This is a genomic window from Micromonospora reichwaldensis, assembly GCF_031845925.1.
In the GTDB taxonomy this organism is placed as follows: domain Bacteria; phylum Actinomycetota; class Actinomycetes; order Mycobacteriales; family Micromonosporaceae; genus Micromonospora; species Micromonospora reichwaldensis.
The window spans coordinates 150,946-169,430 of sequence record NZ_JAVRFL010000001.1 but is presented as its reverse complement, the minus strand read 5'-3'; the positions used below and the strand labels follow the sequence as shown (position 1 = coordinate 169,430).

The 18,485-nt window shown below is 75.2% G+C and carries 16 protein-coding genes; 5 read left to right on the top strand and 11 right to left on the bottom strand.

All coding sequences use genetic code 11. The annotated features are described in order from the left end of the window. The first annotated feature begins 49 nt into the window (after positions 1-49). Both RM555_RS00825 and RM555_RS00820 read left to right on the top strand, forming a co-directional pair. Complete coding sequence (locus tag RM555_RS00825) at positions 50-1,309, top strand: molybdopterin molybdotransferase MoeA (protein ID WP_311409940.1); 1,260 nt, start codon at positions 50-52, stop codon at positions 1,307-1,309. Continuing rightward, positions 1,306-1,755, top strand: coding sequence for a molybdenum cofactor biosynthesis protein MoaE (locus RM555_RS00820; RefSeq protein ID WP_311409939.1), 450 nt, complete (start codon positions 1,306-1,308; stop codon positions 1,753-1,755). Before RM555_RS00825 ends, RM555_RS00820 begins: the two co-directional genes overlap by 4 nt. A gap of 16 nt (positions 1,756-1,771) precedes the next feature. Here RM555_RS00820 and RM555_RS00815 read toward each other — a convergent pair whose 3' ends face one another. Both RM555_RS00815 and RM555_RS00810 read right to left on the bottom strand, forming a co-directional pair. Beyond that, positions 1,772-3,214, bottom strand: a complete 1,443-nt coding sequence (locus tag RM555_RS00815; protein WP_311409938.1) for a glycosyltransferase 87 family protein — start codon at positions 3,212-3,214, stop codon at positions 1,772-1,774. 215 nt (positions 3,215-3,429) lie between these two features. Next, complete coding sequence (locus tag RM555_RS00810) at positions 3,430-3,975, bottom strand: DoxX family protein (protein WP_311409937.1); 546 nt, start codon at positions 3,973-3,975, stop codon at positions 3,430-3,432. A 125-nt stretch (positions 3,976-4,100) separates the two neighbouring features. Between RM555_RS00810 and RM555_RS00805 the strand changes: the two genes are divergently transcribed. Next, on the top strand, positions 4,101-4,655 hold the full coding sequence (locus RM555_RS00805) for a GNAT family N-acetyltransferase (protein WP_311410102.1): 555 nt from the start codon (positions 4,101-4,103) through the stop codon (positions 4,653-4,655). A 26-nt stretch (positions 4,656-4,681) separates the two neighbouring features. Here RM555_RS00805 and RM555_RS00800 read toward each other — a convergent pair whose 3' ends face one another. The 3 genes from RM555_RS00800 to RM555_RS00790 all read right to left on the bottom strand — a co-directional run bounded on the left by RM555_RS00800 (position 4,682) and on the right by RM555_RS00790 (position 7,614). Further along, complete coding sequence (locus RM555_RS00800; RefSeq protein WP_311409936.1) at positions 4,682-5,923, bottom strand: ATP-binding protein; 1,242 nt, start codon at positions 5,921-5,923, stop codon at positions 4,682-4,684. Positions 5,924-6,064: 141 nt separating this feature from the next. Continuing rightward, entirely contained in the window at positions 6,065-6,562 is a 498-nt protein-coding gene (locus RM555_RS30925) for an LppU/SCO3897 family protein (protein WP_396888656.1), read from the bottom strand. 509 nt (positions 6,563-7,071) lie between these two features. Then, complete coding sequence (locus RM555_RS00790; protein ID WP_311410101.1) at positions 7,072-7,614, bottom strand: LppU/SCO3897 family protein; 543 nt, start codon at positions 7,612-7,614, stop codon at positions 7,072-7,074. A gap of 227 nt (positions 7,615-7,841) precedes the next feature. On the opposite strand from RM555_RS00790, the gene RM555_RS00785 reads away from it, so the two are divergent. Continuing rightward, positions 7,842-8,870 (top strand): EamA family transporter, encoded by a 1,029-nt coding sequence (locus RM555_RS00785; RefSeq protein ID WP_311409934.1) that lies wholly within the window; start codon positions 7,842-7,844, stop codon positions 8,868-8,870. A gap of 9 nt (positions 8,871-8,879) precedes the next feature. Continuing rightward, positions 8,880-9,722, top strand: coding sequence for a prepilin peptidase (locus RM555_RS00780; protein ID WP_311409933.1), 843 nt, complete (start codon positions 8,880-8,882; stop codon positions 9,720-9,722). A gap of 129 nt (positions 9,723-9,851) precedes the next feature. Here the strand turns inward: RM555_RS00780 and RM555_RS00775 are convergent, their stop codons facing one another. From RM555_RS00775 to RM555_RS00750, 6 genes are all read right to left on the bottom strand, one after another. After that, positions 9,852-13,052: a UvrD-helicase domain-containing protein gene (locus tag RM555_RS00775; protein WP_311409932.1), complete on the bottom strand. Its 3,201-nt coding sequence runs from the start codon at positions 13,050-13,052 to the stop codon at positions 9,852-9,854. A 100-nt stretch (positions 13,053-13,152) separates the two neighbouring features. Further along, entirely contained in the window at positions 13,153-14,397 is a 1,245-nt protein-coding gene (locus RM555_RS00770) for a metallophosphoesterase (RefSeq protein WP_311409931.1), read from the bottom strand. A 13-nt stretch (positions 14,398-14,410) separates the two neighbouring features. Further along, a complete protein-coding gene (locus tag RM555_RS00765) occupies positions 14,411-14,650 on the bottom strand; it encodes a MoaD/ThiS family protein (RefSeq protein WP_311410100.1) in 240 nt (79 codons plus the stop codon). 101 nt (positions 14,651-14,751) lie between these two features. Next, positions 14,752-15,765 carry a GTP 3',8-cyclase MoaA gene (gene moaA, locus RM555_RS00760; protein WP_311409930.1) on the bottom strand — a complete coding sequence of 338 codons (1,014 nt, stop codon included), beginning with the start codon at positions 15,763-15,765 and terminating at the stop codon, positions 14,752-14,754. Beyond that, entirely contained in the window at positions 15,762-16,676 is a 915-nt protein-coding gene (locus RM555_RS00755) for a fructosamine kinase family protein (RefSeq protein ID WP_311409929.1), read from the bottom strand. Before RM555_RS00755 ends, moaA begins: the two co-directional genes overlap by 4 nt. Next, positions 16,625-18,484 carry an MFS transporter gene (locus RM555_RS00750; protein WP_311409928.1) on the bottom strand — a complete coding sequence of 620 codons (1,860 nt, stop codon included), beginning with the start codon at positions 18,482-18,484 and terminating at the stop codon, positions 16,625-16,627. Before RM555_RS00750 ends, RM555_RS00755 begins: the two co-directional genes overlap by 52 nt. Between the last annotated feature and the right edge of the window lies 1 nt (position 18,485).

The following is an 18,485-nucleotide window of genomic DNA, read 5'->3' as shown; positions in this document are numbered from 1 at the left end:
CGGCGCCGCTGACGGCGCGGCCGGCATGCCACACCGTTAGGCTCGGCCGGTGAGCACGGAAACCGCCCCGGCCGCCGAGCCGGCCACCGCGCCCCCGCCCGCCGGCTGGGAGGAGGCCCGCTCCCGGGTGTACGCGGTCGGCCTGGCCGCCGCGCTCCCCGCCGTCAGCCGGCCGCTCGCCGAGATCGACGGGCACACCCTCGCCGAGCCGCTGGCCACCCGTACGGACCTGCCCGCCTTCCCCACCTCCAGCGTCGACGGCTGGGCCGTGCGCGGCACCGGGCCGTGGCGGCCGGTCGGGCGGGTGCTGGCGGGTGGCACCCCGGCCCCGCTGGCCGACGACGGGACGACCGTCGAGATCGCCACCGGCGCGATGGTGCCGGAGGGCACCACGGCCGTGCTGCGGGTGGAGGAGTCCCGTCGTACACCCGAGGGCCTCGTCGACGGCACGCCGCGGCCGGCGCCGGAGTGGCGCGAGCCGGGCGAGGAGGCGTACGCCGGGGAGGAACTGGTCCCCGCCGGCACGCCGGTGGACCCGGCGCTGATCGGCCTGGCCGCCTCCTGCGGGCACGACAGCCTGCTGGTGCGGCGGCAGCCCCGCGCCGCGCTGCTGGTCTTCGGCGACGAGCTGCTGACCGCCGGCCCGCCCGGCGCCGGTCGGGTACGCGACGCGCTCGGGCCGGCGGTGCCGGCCTGGCTGCGCCGGTACGGCTGCCTGGTCCGCCCGTCGGACGTGGTCGGACCGGTGGCGGACACGCTTCCCGCGCACGTGGCCGCCCTGCGCGCGGCGTTGAGCACCGCCGACCTCGTGTGCACCACCGGCGGCACGATGCACGGGCCGGTCGACCACCTGCATCCCACGCTGGAGGCGCTGGGCGCCGACTACGTGGTCAACACGGTGGCGGTGCGGCCCGGTTTCCCGATGCTGCTGGCGCGGCTGGTCGACGCCGACGGCCGGGTCCGGTTCGTCGCCGGACTGCCCGGCAACCCGCAGTCCGCCATCGTCGCCCTGGTCTCGCTGGTCGCCCCGCTGCTGGCCGGCCTGGCGGGCCGCCCGATGCCGGTGCTGCCGCACGCCACGCTCGCCGAGCCGGTGCGTGGCCGGGGCGGGTACACCCACCTGGCGCTGGTCCGGTTGGACCGGACCGCCGGCACCGCGCACCCGGTCCGGCACGTCGGCTCGGCGATGCTGCGCGGGCTGGCGGGTGCCGACGGGTTCGCCGTCATCCGCCCCGGCACCTCCGGCGAGCCGGGGGACCGGGTGCCGGTCGTACCGCTGCCGCTGCTGCCCGGGGAGCGTGCGTGGTGACCACGCCGACGGCCGACGCGTCGGGCCGGTCCACGACGTTCGGCGAGGTCACCGACCGGCCGCTCGACCTCGCCGCGCACGAGGCGGCGGTCGCCGACCGCCGGGCCGGCGCGGTGGTCTCGTTCCAGGGGGTGGTCCGCGACCACGACCACGGCCGCGTGGTGACCAGCCTGGAGTACGAGGGCCACCCGAGCGCCGGGCGGATCCTGCGCGAGGTCGCGGCCGAGATAGCTGCCGACCCTGACGTGTACGCGGTCGCGGTGTCGCACCGGGTCGGCCCGCTCGCCATCGGCGACGCGGCACTGGTGGCGGCCGTCAGCACCGCCCACCGGGCCGCCGCGTTCGCGGCCTGCGCCCGACTGGTCGACGAGGTCAAGGCGCGGCTGCCGATCTGGAAGCGGCAGGTCTTCGCCGACGGCACCGAGGAGTGGGTGAACTGCCCCTGAGGGGCGGCCCACCCGGTCAGCGGCGCAGGCTCGGCGCGGCCTGCCGGCCGAACCGGTCGGCGTAGAAGGCCGGCTCGGCACCGGGGCGCCACGGCAGGGCGGCGACCAGCAGGATCAGGGCCAGCGCCAGCGAGTTCTCCATCAGGGCGCCGAAGAGGCCGTCCTGGTAGTGCGACACCTCGGGGAGCTGGTGCTCGTACGGCCAGATCGGAGAGACCAGGAAGAGCAGGTAGAGCCCGACGGCGGCGACGCCGTGCCGGAGCCCGGTCAGCGTCGGGTACCAGATCGGCGGGCGCAGCCCCGTCACCCCCGGCGGCCCGCCGTACCCGCCCTGACCGGCCCGCTGCGCCAACCCGCGGCTGGCCTCGCGCCGGCGTACGGCGGCGTCGGCCAGCACGATGATCGCCGGGATCACCCAGACCAGGTGGTGCGTCCAGGAGATCGGGCTGATCACGTTGGCGGTGAGGCCGACCAGCGTGAACGCGGTCAGCTCGTCGCCGTCGGCGCGGGCGTTGACGGCGCGGGAGAGGCCGACCGCCAGCATCAGCACCGAGAACGCCAGCCAGAGCAGGCCGGGCGTCTCGATCGAGTCGTACAGCCGGGCCAGCAGCCCCGCCAGCGACTGGTTGGGCGTCATGTCGGCGGCCCCGACGCGCTCGGTCTGCCAGAGCACGCCGCCGAAGTAGGCCCGCGACTCGGTGCCGACGACCGCGAAGGAACCGACGGTCACCGCGATCACCGTGCCGATCGCGGTGGTCGCGGCACGCCACTGCCGCGTGATCATCAGGTAGGCGATGAACAGCGCCGGGGTCAGCTTGACGGCGGTGGCCAGGCCGATGCCCACGCCGGCCCACGCCCCGCTGTAGACGAAGCGCAGCAGCGGCCCGTCGGTCGGGGGGATGTGGGTGCCCCGGCGGGCCCGCCAGCGCAGGCCGATCAGGTCGGCCATGATCAGTGCGAAGAGGAGCAGGTTCACCTGGCCGTAGCCGAGGGTCTCCCGGGCCGGCTCGATCGCGACCGCCAGCGGCGTGGCGATCCCCACGGTGAACCAGAGGGGCCAGCCGAGCCGGTCGACGATCGGGCGGAGCAGCCCGGCCAGCACGACGGCCAGGGCGGCGATGCTGGCGAGCACGTTGACCGTCCCGGCCAGCTCGACCGGCAGGTGCGCCATCGGCAGCATCACCAGACCGCCGAACGGTGGGTAGGTGAAACCCAGGGTGGTGCCGGGTGCGATGAACTCGTAGAGCTCGTGACCGCTCGCCCACCACACCACCGCGCCGTGGTAGATCTTCATGTCGAAGAAGTTGTACGGCCGCCCGAAAGCACCGATGGCGAGCCATGCGGCATAGGCGACGGCGGCCACGATGCCAGCCCGTACGACTGTCCTACGATCGATCCCACGCGTTACGCGACGGACTGGGGCGAGGCGGTCCACCCGTCTTCCGACGGTCGCCGGCATGGCGTGGCCACCCCCGTACCAAGGTCGTCCTACCCGTCCAGGTCCTGCACGGAGCCTAGAACGGCGCCTCACGTTAATGCCTCCCGCGTTATGCGACCGTGTCCGATCCCACACATGTTTTTGACATTTCCACCGCGTTAACGCCTGTCGGGTGGTTCAGGTGATTCGCGGCGTTGACACGTGAAGGCCCGGGCGGGGGGAGGTATCGACGCAGGTCAGCCAGGCAGTCGACGGGCCGTCGCTGCCGATCGTACGGCGATTCGGGCCTCCCTGCGGGCGGTACGGACGGCTCGCTGCACGGAACGTCGGGAGTGGCCGATCCGGTGACCGGTCCGCCACCGCAGCCCCGGCTTGCCGCCGGTGTCGGCGGCGGCGAGCAGCAGCCCGCCGAAGAGGCCGAGGTTCTTCAGGAAGTGGATCTGGTTGTTGCGCCGCGCCGCCGGGTCGTCGTTGTTCCAGAAGGGATGCCCGGCGAGGGTCACCGGGACCAGCGTGCCGGCCAGGACCAGCGCCGCCGGCCGGGCGAACCGGCCGGTGGCGAGCATCAGCCCGGCGCCGACCTGCACCGCCGAGTTGACGCGGATCAGCGTCTCGGTGTCGGTGGGGATGCGGGGGTCGGCCTTCTCCAGCAGCGGAGTCACCCGGTCCGTCACGGGCTTCGCGGCCGGGACCAGCCGCCCGGGGTTCCGGAGGTTGGTGAACCCGCTGACCACGAAGATGCCGCTCAGCATGGCGCGGGCGAGGGAACGTACCGGTTTCATGGGTCAGTCATACCCTGTCGTCGGCCCGGCTACCCCCGCAACCGCCGATCCGGATCGGTGGGCGTGCACCTCGCGCCACGCCGATTCGAGCGACCGTCGCTGATGGACGGCCCGTGAGGGGTAACGTGCCCCGCGTGACGACGCTGCGGCTGCGACCTGAGGACCCGGCCGACACCGGCGCGGTCCGGCGGGTGCTGGCCGGCGCGTTCGCCCGCCCCGACGTGACCACGCCACCCGAGGTGGGGCTAGTCGCGGAGCTGCGGGACAGCGACGCCTGGCTGCCGGAGCTGGCGATGGTCGCCGAGTACGGCGGCGAGGTCGTCGGCTACGCCCTGCTCACCCGGGTCCGGGTCAAGTCCGACGACCACACCGCGCCGGCGCTGGCGCTCGGCCCCGTGGCGGTCGCGCCGCACCGGCGGCGGATCGGGCTCGGCACGGCGGTGGTGCAGGCCGCCATCGAGGCGGCCACGGAGCTGGGCGAGCGGCTGGTGGTGGTGCTCGGCGACCCGGGCTACTACCACCGGTTCGGCTTCGGCCGGGCCGACCGGATGGGCCTGACCAGCCCCTGGTCGGGTCTCGGCGATCCGTGGCAGGCGCTGGTGCTGCCGCCGGCCACGAGCGGCGAGGGTCCGCCGCCGCGCGGCGAGGTGCTCTTCCCGCCGCCCTGGTCCAAGGTCTGACGCCCGTCGCGGCTCGTGGTGGCCGGTCAGGCCGGTTGGGTACGCAGGTAGCGGCCGAAGTGCGGGACGGTGAAGGCGACCGTGCCGCGTTCACCGGAGTAGATGAGGCCCTTCTTGATCAGCGCGTCCCGGGCCGGGGAGAGGCTGGCCGGCTTGCGCCCCAGGGCCCGGGCGATCTCCGCCGTCGGCACGGCGGCGTCCATGTCGTCGCGTCCCCCGCCGTCGACCTCGCCCTCCACCAGGGACAGCGTGGCCATGGCCCGCATGTACTCGCGTTCGGCCGGGGTGGCCCGTTCGAAGCGGGAGCCGAAGAAGCCCACGGCCAGCTCGGCCTCGGCCTCGGGCGCGGCGACCCGTACGTCGGCGGCGGTGATCGGCGAGCGGGGCGCGTGGTCCCAGGTCGCCTTCCCGTACGCCTGGACGAAGTAGGGATAGCCGCCGGACTTCTCGTAGAGCAGGTCGAGCGCCTTCTGCTCGTACTCGACCTCCTCGCGCTCGGCCGGCGCGCAGAGCGCCTGGTCGGCGGCGATCCGGTCGAGCCGGTCGATGCGCTGGTAGCGGAAGAGCCGTTCCGAGTACGACTTGGCCGCACTGAGCACGGCCGGCAGGTGCGGCAGCCCGGCGCCGACCACGATCAGCGGCGCGCCGAGCTGGGACAGCTCGTGGCAGGCGGCGCAGAGCGCGGAGACGTCCTCCGGGCCGAGGTCCTGCATCTCGTCGATGAAGATCGCGATGCCGGTGCCGACGTCGGCGGCCACCGCCGCGGCGTCGGTGAGCAGCTCGACCAGGTCGATCTCGATGTCACCGGAGTCGGCGCGGCCGGTGGCGGCGGGCACGTCGATGCCCGGCTGCCACCGGTCGCGCAGCTTCGGGGCGGCGGTGCCGCGACCGGTCGGCGCGGTCCGCTGGGCGAACGCCTTGAGCACGCCGAGGAAGGCGTCGATCCGGTCGGGCGCGCGGTGCCGGGGCGCCAGTTCCCGGACGGCCATGTGCAGCGCGGCGGCGATCGGTCGGCGTAGCGACTGGTCCGGTCGGGCCTCGATCTTGCCGCTGCCCCAGAGGTGGTTGATCGCCTGGGAGCGGAGGGTGTTGAGCAGCACCGTCTTGCCGACCCCGCGCAGGCCGGTGAGCATCAGGCTGCGTTCCGGGCGGCCCCGGGCGATGCGCTCCAGCACGACGTCGAAGACGTCCAGCTCGCGCCCCCGCCCGGCGAGTTCGGGGGGACGCTGGCCGGCGCCCGGGGCGTACGGGTTGCGGACCGGATCCACGCATCGCACAGTATCGGGCCGTCTAGCTGGGGGACTAGACATCCGTAGATGGGGCAACCGGCGTGTCGGGTCACCGGGATCGGTCTCGACACAAAACTAGGGCTGTCTAGCGTCCATGCTAGACAGCCCTAGTTTTGGCAATCAGCGCTTCTTCAGGCAGAGCACGTAGTCGAGGAAGTCGATCGAGTTGTCGTGCACGTAGTTCGCGGTCGCCTCCGGGGCCCGGGTCTTGCACCGGTCACCGTCCGCCGTACCCGGGATCCGCAGGAGCACCTCGTACGTGTTGGGGCCGCAGGGCACCTTACGCAGCTCGGCCTTGCTGGCCGTGCCGTCGTTGACCACGCAGTCGCCCTTGGCGAACACCTTCCTGCTGGGGCTCGGTGCGGCGGTGGTCGGCTCCACGCTGGGCTCGTCCGTGGGCTCGCTCGTCGGCCGGCTCGTCGGCTGGCTCGTCGGCTGGCCCGTCGGGCCGGCGGTGGCGTTCACCGTCGGGGCCGTGACCGGGTCGTCGTCGCCGGCCTGCCAGAATCCCCAGCCGGCGAGGCCGAGGCACGGGCAGAGCAGGAGCACCGCCACCAGGCCGATGATCAGCGCGACCTTGCCACCGCTCTTGTTCGCGGGCGGAGCGGCCGGCGGCATCGCGTACCCGCCGGGCCCCGGCGGCGGGGTGCCCCACTGGTTGCCCGGCGTGGGTGCCGGCCCGGCCGGCGGATACGGTCCCGCCTGCGGGTAGCCCCCCTGGCCCGCCGGCGGCTGCACCCCGGGCGGCGGCGGATAGCCGGCTCCGGAGGAGGGCGGCGGGTATCCGGCCCCGGAGGTTGGTGGCGGATAGCCGGCCCCGGAGGAGGGCGGCGGGGGGTAGCCCGGTTCCGGCGCCGGCGGCTGCGCGGGCTGGTTCCACGCCGGGTCCTGCTGGCCCCACTGCGGGGTGGCCGGCGCTTCACCCCCGTACGGCGGTTGGCCCCACTGCGGTTCGCCGCCGGGCTGCGGCTGGCCCCACTGCGCGGCGGCCGGCGGCTGCCCCCACTCCGGCAGGGTCGGGTCGATGGGGGGCGGGCCGCCCGGGGTGCCGGGCGGGCGCTGGTAGGGGTCGTCCGGCTGTGCGGGTGATCCGTAGGTCGTCATCTCTTCCTCAGGGGTGCGGTGGCTCAGCGCTGCTTCAGGCAGAGCACGAAGTCGAGGGTGTCCAGCTCGCTGTCGAAGAAGTACCAGTTGGTGTAGCCGTCAACCTTGGCGCACTTCGCCGCGGCGTCCTTCTCGCCGCTGGTCGCCCCGTCGATCCGGCGCAGCACCTCGTACGTCTGCGGCGCGCAGTCGCTGATCAGCAGCTTGGGCTTGCCGCCGGCCGGCCCGTCGTTGCGGACGCACTGGCCGGCCTTGACGAAGCGCGGATCGGTGGAGGACTCGGGGGCGGGTGTGCTCGGCGTGGCGGCTGTCGCGCCCGCCGGGGATTCCGGCGGGTCGGTCCGGGCCGCGGGCGCGGGCCCGCTCGGCGTGGCGACGGGCGTCCTGTCGTCCTGGTCGCGCAGGTAGAGCACCGCGGCCCCGCCGACCAGCACCAGCAACGTCACCGTGGCCAGCACCGCGACGACCGGGGCCGTCCGCCCGCGCCGCCGTCGCGGTGGCGGGGCGGGACCTTCCGCGTACGGGGAGGGGACGGCGGTGCCGTCGCTCCGGGCGGCGTACGGCACCGGGCCCTGCCCCGGCGGGGTCGGGGCGTACGCGTCCGCCCAGGGCTCCTGCCCCGCAGACCCGGCCGACGGACCGTACGACTCGTCGGGGTGCCGCCCGTGCCACGGGTCCGGGTTCCCGCGCCCCGGTGGTCCGTAGTTCGCCATGCACGCCTCCCGTGCGAGTGGTGAGAGGCCGGCCACCAACCAGGGACGCCGACGCCGACGTCACCGTAGCGTGTCCACCGATGAGCCCACCTCCACCGAGTGCGCAGCCGCCCGTCGACGCAGGTACCCGGTCCGGCCCGGCCGTCGGGGCGGGTCGTACGGCTGCGGCCACTCCGGCCCTGCTCTGGACCGCGCTGCTGCTGGTCTACGTCCTGTGGGGCTCCACCTACCTGGGCATCAAGATCGTGGTGGAGTCCATGCCGCCGCTCGGCTCGGCGGCCGCCCGGTTCGCCGCCGCCGGTCTGGTGCTGGCGATCGTGCTGCGGGCGCGGCGGGGGCGGGGCGCGCTGCGGGTGGACCGGCGACAGCTCGCCTCGGCCGCGCTGGTCGGGGTCCTCCTGCTGGCCTGCGGCAACGGGCTGGTGGTGCTCGCCGAGTCCGGTCCGGTGGGGGTGGCGGTGCCGTCCGGGGTCGCCGCCCTGCTGGTGGCGACCGTTCCGCTGCTGGTGGTGCTGCTGCGTACGGTCACCGGCGACCGGCCCCGGTCGTGGACGCTGGCGGGGGTGACGCTGGGCTTCGTCGGCCTGGTGCTGCTGGTGCTGCCGACCGGCGGGACGGATGCCGTGCCGCTCACCGGGGCGCTGACCGTGGTCGCGGCGGCCAGCTGCTGGTCGATCGGCTCCTTCCTCTCCGGGCGGATGCGGATGCCCGCCGATCCGTTCGTCGCCACCGTCTACGAGATGTTCGCCGGGGCGGCGGCGCTGGCCCTCCTCTCGGTGGGCCGGGGCGAGCTGCGCGGCTTCGACCCGGGCGCGGTGACCACCCGGTCGTGGCTCGCGCTCGCGTACCTGATGGTGGCCGGCTCGCTGGTCGCCTTCACCGCGTACGTCTGGCTGCTGCACCACGCCCCGATCTCGCTGGCCTCCACGTACGCCTACGTCAACCCGGTGGTCGCGGTGGCGCTCGGCGCGTTGTTCGCCGCCGAGCCGGTCACCGCGCGGGTGGTGCTCGGCGGCGCGGTCATCGTCGCCGGGGTGGCCCTCGTGGTGAGCACCGAGAGACCGCGACGTCCCGTCCGGGGGACCACGCCGGAGCCGTCGCGCCGGTAGCGTCCGCCCGTGTCGACCGGGCTGCTGGCATGCGTGGCGCTGCTCGGGGCCCTGGCCGGCCTCGCCGCACCCCGGGTCGCCCGCCACTTCACCGCGTCGAACGCACCGCGCGTCGTCGGCGCCGCGTCGAACGCACCGCGCGTCGTCGGCGCCGCGTCGAACGCACCGCGCGTCGTCGGCGCCGCGCCGAACGCACCGCGCGTCGCCGGCGCCGCGGCGAACGCACCGCGCGTCGTCGGCGCCGCGTCGAACGCGGTGCGGGACGCCGGGTGCACGCCGCGCGTCGTCGAGGCCGCGCCGGGCGCGGTGCGCGTCGCCGGGGCGGTGCCGTCCGCCGGGTGGGGCGCGACGGCGGGTGCGGTCGCCTTCGCCGGGCTCGCGGCGGCCCTGGGGGCGGATCCGGTCCTGCCGGTCCTCCTCGTGCTGGCCGCCGTCGGGCTGGTGCTCGCCCTGGTCGACCTGGCCTGCCTGCGCCTGCCCGACCCGCTGGTCGGGGCCGCCGCGCTGGTCGCCGCCGTCGGGCTGACCGGTGTGGCGGCGGCGGCCGGTAGCCCCGGGCGCCTGCTCGGCGCGGTGGCGGGGGCGGCGCTCTGCTTCGCCTGCCACGTGGTGCTGGCGGTGCTGCCGGGCTCCCGGCTGGGCTTCGGCGACGTGAAGCTCGCCGCCGTCCTGGGCCTGCCGCTCGGCTGGCTCGGCGGGTCGTCCCTGGCGCTCGGGCTGCTCCTGCCGCACCTGCTGCACGGTGTGCTGGTACTCGTCCTGCTGGTGACCGGCAGGGTGCGTCGCGACACCCCGCTCCCGCTGGGCCCGGCCCTGCTCACCGGCGCCTGGCTGGCCGCCCTGGCCGCCTGAGGCCGCCGCACCGACCGGCGCACCGGTGCCTGACGGCCTGACGCGCCCCGCACGGACAGGCACACCGGGCCGCTCTGACCGCCTGAGCGGTCACCCGCGGCCGGAAGGACCCACAGCCCGACGGGTGGCTCAGATCAGGCGGAGCTGGCGGTCGCGGGGGCGGCGGGGTTCGGCCTCGCCGAAGCGTTCGAAGAGGCCCGGGTCGATGACGTCGAGGAACGGCGACGGGGCGCACTCGCGTTCCGTGCCGTGCCGGCTGCGGCGGGCCGCGTGGGTCACGTACAGCCGGTCCTGGGCGCGGGTCAGCCCGACGAAGAAGAGCCGCCGCTCCTCGGCGATCGCGTCGTCGTCGGGGGTGCTGCCGGGCCAGCGCAGCGGGAGCAGCCCGTCCTCGGCGCCGACCAGGAAGACCACCGGGAACTCCAGCCCCTTGGCGGCGTGCAGGGTGAGCAGGGTGACCGCCTCGGCGCGGGGGTCGAGCGCGTCCACCTCCGCCCCGGTGGCGAGCTGGGACAGGAACAGCGGCAGGTCGTCGCCGCAGCGGCGGGCCAGCGGGGTGAGCAGGTCGACGGCCGACCGGACGTCCTCCGGGCGGACCGTGTTGGCGCCGTCCAGCGTCGGCACCGCGAAGCGCTCCGCCAGCACCTGCCCGGCCAGCCGGACCCGGGCGGCCAGCGAACCGTCGAGCCCGTCGGCGTGGCGCAGCTCGCGGGCGATGGCGGCCACCCCGGGCCGGTCCCGCAGCCGGTCGTGCGAGCGCTTCTGCACCGGGATGTTCGCCCGCGCCAGGGCGTCCACGATCGGTGCGGCCTGCGCGTCGGTGCGGTAGAGCACCGCGATGTCGGAGAAAGACAGCGAGGTGGACCGGCCGTCGATCCGCCCCGAGTCCAGGGAGCGGTGGGAGAGGCCGCCGACCAGCTCGTCGATGGTGCGTACGACGAAGTCGGCCTCGTCGGCGACGGAGGCCGCCGGGTAGCGACCCACCAGCGGTGCCTCCGGGTCGAGCCGGGCCGGGTCGAGCCGGCGGCCCCGGACCAGCGACGACGGCGCGATGGCCTGCACGGCGGCGGCCAGGATGGGCGCGGAGGAGCGGTAGTTGCGGTTCAGCCGGACCAGCCGGGCGTCGGTGAAGTCCTGCGAGAAGCGCAGGAAGTAGCCGACGTCGGCGCCCCGGAAGGAGTAGATCGCCTGGTCCGGGTCGCCGATCGCGCAGAGGTTGCCGTCGGCGGGGCTGAGCAGGCGCAGCAGCTCGTACTGCACCTCGTCGACGTCCTGGTACTCGTCGACGAAGATCCAGCGCCAGCGCTCCCGGTAGTGCCGTACCAGCTTCTTGTCGGCCCTCAGCAGCGCGACCGGCAGGGTCAGCAGCTCGTCCAGGTCCACCAGGTCCTGCTTGCGCAGCAGCGCCGCGTAGCCGGCCTCGTCGTCGCCGGCCTCGGCGCGGGCCTCCGCCCGCTGGGCGTCGTCGGCGATCCGGAAGTCCGTCGGCAGGCCGGCGGCGTCGGCGTTCTCCCGCAGGATCGTCAGGCCCAGCGAGTGGAAGGTGCCGACGGTGACGTCCTCGGCGACCGGCCCGAGCAGCCCGTCGAGGCGGTGCCGCAGCTCCTCGGCGGCCCGCCGGGTGAACGTGATCGCCAGGCACTGCTCCGGGAAGACGTTCAGTTCCGCGCAGAGGTAGGCGATCCGGTGGGTCAGCGTCCGGGTCTTGCCGGTGCCCGGCCCGGCGACGATGAGCAGCGGCCCGCCCGGCGCGGAGGCGGCCACCCGCTGCATGGCGTCCAGGCGGTCCAGCAGGCCGGTGCCGACCTCCTCCATGCCGGCGAGCATCGGCTCGAACGGCTCGTGCGGCGAGGGCGTCGGCGCGATCGGGGGCGGGGGCGGGGGCGCGGCCGGCGCGGCCTTGCGCTTCGGTTCGGGCTTGGCCGCCGCCGGGCGCCTGGCCCGGGGCTTCGGCGCCGGCTCCGTCGGGGTGCGCTGCGCCGGCACGGGTACGTCGAAGAGCGTCTCCTGGGCCCCGCCGGCGTTGCCGCCCAGCTCGGCCGGGTCGAAGAGGGTGATGACGCCGTACTCGCCGTCGTAGCCGGGGACCCGGCGGACGTCGCCCCGGCGCAGCCGGCCGATGCCCTCGGCGAGCAGTTCCCCGCCGACCCGGCCGATCTCGTCGAGCGGCGTGCTGGTGAGGATCTCCAGCTCCGGGCCGAGCGCCGCGATCAGCTCGTGGAGCTTCCCCTCGACCCGCTTGGACCGGGCGCCCACCTTGTTGATCTCGCCGAGGATCTCGGCCAGCGGCACCAGGTGGGTGACGTCGGGGGCGTGCGCGGGCCGGTGCCCCGACGGCCGGTCGGCCAGCTCCTCGATCCGGCTGAGTACGCCCACGGTGAGCGGCTTGCCGCACTCCGGGCAGCGGCCACCGGCGGCCCGGGTCCGCTCGGGCGGCCAGTTGACGCCGCAGAGCCGGTGCCCGTCCGCGTGGTACTTGCCCTCCTCGGGGAAGAACTCGATGGTCCCGGCGAGTCCGTCACCGGTACGCAGGGCGTCCCGGATCCCGAAGTAGTCGCGGGCGGTGGCGAAGACGGTCGCCTCCCGGGCCAGCGCCGGTGGCGAGTGCGCGTCCGAGTTCGACACCAGCCGGTAGCCGTCCAGGCTGCCGACGCGCCAGTTCATCTCCGGGTCCGAGGAGAGGCCGGTCTCCACGGCGAAGATGTGCTCGGCCAGGTCGGCGTAGCAGTCGGCGATCGCGTCGAAGCCCGACTTGGAGCCCAGCGCGGAGAACCACGGGGTCCAGATGTGCGCCGGCACGAGGTAGCCGTCGGGGCTGGCCTCCAGGGTGATCTCCAGCAGGTCCCGGGAGTCCAGGCCGAGGATCGGCCGGCCGTCCGAGCCGAGGTTGCCGATCCGCCCGAGCGCCGCGTTGAACCGGGCCACCGCGTCCAGGTCGGGCAGGTAGATCAGGTGGTGCACCTTGCGGGTGCGGTCGTCCCGCTTGTAGATCGTGGAGATCTCCACGCTGAGCATGAACCGGACCGGGTCCGCCTCCGCCTCGCTGGCCAGCCGGGGCGGCAGCCGGCGGGCGATGTCCCGCTCCGCCTCCGGGCTGAGCCGGTGCAGGCCGGGCTCGGCCGGGTGCAGCGTCTCGCGGAGGTGGTCGTACCAGGCGGGGTGGGTGAAGTCGCCGGTGCCGAGCACCCCGACGCCCTTGCGCCGCGCCCACCAGCCGAGGTTGGGCAGGGTGAGGTCGCGGCTGCACGCGCGCGAGTACTTCGAGTGGATGTGCAGATCCGCGACGAACGGCGGGACGCCGCCGGGGGGTGCGGGACTGAACGGAGGCACGCCGCATCCTGTCACGCCCGCGCCATTACCCACCCGTCGCCACGCACACCCGTGACCTGAGCATCCGGTGCTGGACAACGCCGGCCGCCCGCGCTATGGGTCAGCGGGAGCGCAGCTCCACCAGGGTGATCTGCGGCTCGGCGCCGACGCGGACCGGCGGGCCCCAGAAGCCTGCGCCGTTGGTGACGTAGACCTTGGTGCCGTCGACCTCGCCGAGGCCGGAGACCACCGGCTGCTGGAGCTTCACCAGCAGGTTGAACGGGACCATCTGGCCGCCGTGGGTGTGCCCGGACAGTTGGAGGTCGACACCGAACTTCGCCGCCTCCGTCGCCGCGACCGGCTGGTGGGCGAGCAGCACCACCGGGCGGTTCGGGTCGCGGTCGCCGAGCGCCGCCGCGTAGTCAGCCGGGGCCGCCAGACCGGTGCCGGCGGCGGTGACGTCGTTCACCCCGGCCAGGTCGAGTACGCCGCCGCGGGCCTGGATCTCCGTCCGCTCGTTCTGCATGACCCGCAGGCCGAGCCGGTCCAGTTCCTGCACCCACTCCTCGACACCGGAGTAGTACTCGTGGTTGCCGGTGACGAAGTAGCTGCCGTGCCGGGAGCGCAGCCCGCGCAGCGGCTCGGCCGCCTCGCCCAGCTCGGCCACCGAGCCGTCGACGAGGTCGCCGACGACGGCGACGATGTCGGCGTCCAGGCGGTTGATCGCGGCGACGATCCGCTCGGTGTGCGCCCGTCCGCGCAGCGGACCGAGGTGGATGTCGGAGACCGTGGCGATCCGCAGGCCGTCCATGCTGCGGGGGAGCTTGGCCAGCGGGATCTGCACCCGGTCGAGCTGCGGCGGGCCGAGGGCGGTGCGGATGCCGTACCCGGTGAGGCCGGTGGCGGTGAGCCCGGCGAAGATCGCGGTCCCGCGGGCGAGCAGCAACCGGCGGGAAGGGTCGTGGTCGGGCTGCGCGACGGCGTCGGCGGCCGGCGGGTCGGCCGGCCCGGCGGCGCCGACCATGGCGGGCTCGGGCGCGGCGGCCGTGGGCTCCGCGGCGACGACCCGGCGGCGCAGCACCAGCTTCGCCACCGCCATCGGCACTTCCAGCGCCACGAGCAGGACCAGCAGGTAGAACATGACCGCGAGCCAGAGGTAGCCCGGCCACGCGAGCCAGTAGAGGCCCGCCTGGGTGCCGGCCATGGTCGCCGGTACGAGCAGCGCGAGCACCAGTACGGTGATCCCGCCGATCCGCCGCCACCGGCCCGGGGCGGTGGTGTCCCGCACCAGGCGCTTCCACAGGTAGAGGTGGATCAGGCCGGTGATGAGCGCGATGGTGGCGACGAACGCCAGTGCCGCCAGCATGTGTGCGCCTCCCTCAGCCGCCCGCGAAGGGCGGCAGGACGTCGATCGTGACTCCGGCCGGTAGCGGTGCCCGACGATCATGACAGGTCACGCCGTCGACCAGGAAACTCGCCACCTTCAGGACGACGGCGAGCCGCTCGCCGTGCCGGGCGGTCAGCTCCACGACGAGTTCGTCCAGGGACCGCCCGGCGGATGCGGTCTCCTCGGTCCGGCCGGCGGCGGCCCGCGCCCCGGCGAAGTAGCGGACGGTCACCGGCGCCCCGGCACCGGCGTCCTGGGCGGGTGGCCCGGTGTCAGCGGGGCGTGCCTGGGCGGGTGGCCCGGTGTCAGCCGGGCGCGTCGGTTCTGCCACGGTCAGCCTCCGATCGCGGACATCGGCCGGGCGGGCTGGAGGAAGGCCGGGTCGTCGATGCCGTGCCCGGCCCGCTTGCCCCACATCGCGGCCCGCCAGCGCCGGGCCAGCTCGTCGTCGTCCGCCCCGGCCCGCAGGGCCCCGCGCAGGTCGGACTCCTCGGTGGCGAAGAGGCAGGCGCGCACCTGCCCGTCGGCGGTGAGCCGGGTGCGGTCGCAGTCGCCGCAGAACGGCCGGGTGACGCTGGCGATCACGCCGACCCGGGCGGGGCCGCCGTCGACCAGCCAGGTCTCGGCCGGTGCCGCGCCGCGCTCCGCCGGGTCGGGGACCAGGTCGAACTCCCCGCGCAGGGCGGCCAGGATCCCGTCGGCGGTGACCATGGTCCGCCGGTCCCAGCCGTGCTGGGCGTCGAGCGGCATCTGCTCGATGAACCGCAGCTCGTAGCCGTGGTCGAGGGCGAAGCGGAGCAGTCGGGGCGCCTCGTCGTCGTTGACGCCCCGCATCAGCACCGAATTGATCTTCACGGGGGTGAGCCCGGCGTCGGCGGCGCCGGCCAGCCCGGCCAGCACGTCCGCCAGGCGCGGGCGCCGGGTCAGCCGGGCGAACCGCTCCGGATCCAGCGTGTCCAACGACACGTTCACCCGGTCCAGCCCGGCGGCGCGCAGCCCGGGGGCGAGCCGGTCCAGCCCGATCCCGTTGGTGGTCAGCGAGATGCGGGGGCGTGGCTCCAGCGCCGCCACGGCGGCCACGATGCCGGCCAGGCCGGGCCGGATCAGCGGCTCCCCGCCGGTGAACCGGACCTCGGTCACGCCGAGCAGGCGCACCGCGACCCCGACCAGCCGGACGATCTCGTCGTCGTCGAGCAGTTGCGGGTTGGGCAGCCAGGCCAGCCCTTCGGCCGGCATGCAGTAGGTGCAGCGCAGGTTGCACTTGTCGGTGAGGGAGACCCGCAGGTCCCGGGCGACGCGGCCGTACCGGTCGGCGAGGACGCCGTCGGTCGGCGGGGCGGCGGTCACCCGTCGACGGTAGCGCGCCCGCGCCCGGCCAGGGCCGACCGGGCGGTACGGGCGACCGCATCCCGGTACGCCGCGCCGAACAGTGCGGTGTGCACCAGCATCAGGTGGAGCTGGTGCAGCGGCACCCGATCCCGCCAGCCGTCGGCCAACGGCCACTCCTCCGCGTACGCGGAAAGGATCCGGTCGAGGTGCGGCGTGCCGCCGAAGAGGGCCAACTGCGCCAGGTCGGTCTCGCGGTGACCGCCGTGCGCCGCCGGGTCGACCAGCCAGACCCGGTCGTCCGCGCCCCAGAGCGCGTTGCCCGGCCAGAGGTCACCGTGGATCCGGGCCGGCGGCTCGTCACCGCCGAACTCGCCGATCCGCTCGACGACCTGCTCGACCAGGCCGGCCTCGGCGCCGGTGAGCCCGCCGCCGTCGACCGACATCCGGAGGTACGGGACGAGCCGGGCCCGCGCGAACCAGCCCGACCAGGGGCCGTCGTCGGGCGTGTTGTCCGCCGGCAGCGCCCCGATGAAGCCGTTCCACCCGGCCCCGAAGTCCGACGCCCCGGCCCGGTGCAGCCCGGCCAGCTCGCGGCCGAACCGCTCGGCCACCTCGGGCGTCGGCTCGCCGGGCTCGATCCACTCCAGCGCCAGCAGCCCGGGCAGCGCCACCACCACCTCCGGTACGGCGACCGTCCCGGCCTCGCGCAGCCAGCGCAGGCCGGCCGCCTCGGCGGCGAAGAAGCCCTCCGGCGCGGGCTTTGCGGCGGCCTCCGGCCAGGTCTTGGCGAACACCGAGTGCCCGTCGTCCAGCGTCAGCCGGGACGCGGCACAGATGTCGCCGCCGGCGACCGGCGTCTCCCGGATCCGCTGGTGGGTCAGGAAGGTCGGCAGGTGCTCCGGGTGTGCCCGCAGGTACGCCAGATCCATCTGCGCAAGGTAACCCCTCCCGCCGGCCGACGGGTGCCGGCCGCACGGTGTCGGCGGCTCGGCCCGCCGGGCTGCGCCTGGTCGGGTGGCCCCGCCGTCACCGCATGTCGGCGCCCATGGCCTGATCGCGGCGGTTCAGCAGGAACGTGGTCTCCGGCAGCGCGCCCCCGGCACCCCGTGGCCCCTCGGCCGAGGACGGGTCGCCGCTGCGCAGGGTCGTCGTCGCCCAGTCCCGCTGGTTCCACGAGTTGTCCTCGTCGTCGACCGTCCCGCCGAGCCACGTCTCGTCGCGGTTGGCCAGGGCCAGGTTGTGCCGCAGCACCGACGGCGAGCCGACGAACGCGAACCCGGCCTTGCCGTTGCGATAGGCCGTGCTGTTCGTGATCCGCAGCTGCCCGTGGTTGGCCGCCTCGGTGAACGGCCTCTGACATGTAAGGAAGGGCCCCTTCCTTACCCGGTCCGGCGGCGAGCAGCGCCAGCATCCCGGCGGCCTGGATCACCGTGAGCACCACCAGGGCGGTACGGAAGCCGGCCAGCCCGCCCCCGGCGACGGTCCAGCACAGCGCGGCGACCGCTGGCGCGAGCGTCGTCGCGATCATCCGGACGGTGCCGCCGACGCCGCCGGCGGCACCGGTCGAGCCGGCGGGCGCCGTCGCCATGACCGCCGCGATGACCGGGGTGTTGAACAGGCCGAATCCGACGCCGATCAGCGCGACCTGCCAGCCGAGGTGCACCAGCCCGGCGTCGGCGGAGAGGGTGACCGGCAGCAGCGTGGCCCCGGCGGTCAGCCCGGCGCCCGTCGCCGCCGTCGGCAGCGCGCCGACCCGGTCGGCGAGCCAGCCGGCGACAGGCGAGGTGACCGTCATGGCGCCGATCTGGACCAGCAGCAGCATCCCGGCCACCTCGGGGCCCTCGTGCAGCACGTCGGCGACGAAGTACGGCAGCAGGAAGACCGTCACCGCGACGTTGAAGCACACCAGGAACAGCCCGAGGGTGGTGAACCCGAAACGGCGGGCGCGGACCAGCGCGACGACCGGCCGTGAGGCGGGCAACCGCGCCCAGGTCAGGCCGAGTCCCACGGACAGCGCGCCGAGCCCGGCGGCCAGCACCGGCCGGGCCGCGATCTCGTCGACGGCGACGAGCACCGCGGCGACCGTGCCGCCCAGCAGCACCGCCTCGCGCAGCAGCGGCAGGCCCGGGGCGGGCAGCCCTCGGCCGTCGCGGGGCAACGCCCGCAGGCCCAGCAAGAGCGCGACCGCGACGAGGGGCAGCTTCAGCAGGAACACCGCGCGCCAACCGACGGCGCCGGCGACCAGCCCGCCGAACGAGGTGCCGGCCATCCCGCCGACGGTCATGATCGTCACCACCGCGCCGATCGCGCGGGCCCGCTGGTCCGCCCGCACGGTCGCGGCGATGACCGGCAGGTAGACCGCCAGGGTGAGCCCGCCCGCGACGCCTTGGAGCAGCCGTACGGCCAGCAGCACCCACAGCGCCGGGGCGAGGGCGGCGAGCACGCTGGTGACCCCGACACCGGTCATGGACACGGCGAGGATCAGCCGGGGATCCGCCCGGTCGGCCCAGCGGCCGGCCGGGATGGCGATAGCGGCCATCGGCAGCGCGTACGCGAGCAGCACCCACGTCGTGGCGGCCGGGTCGGCGCCCAGGTCGGCGCCGATCGAGGGCAGTACGACGCCGGCCATGCTCATCTCGGAGGTCGCCACGAGCATGGCGAGGGCGACCGCTACGACCGGGGCCCAGCGGGTGCGGACGGCCGGAGCCGACGACTGCGGTGCGGGTGCGGTGGTCATG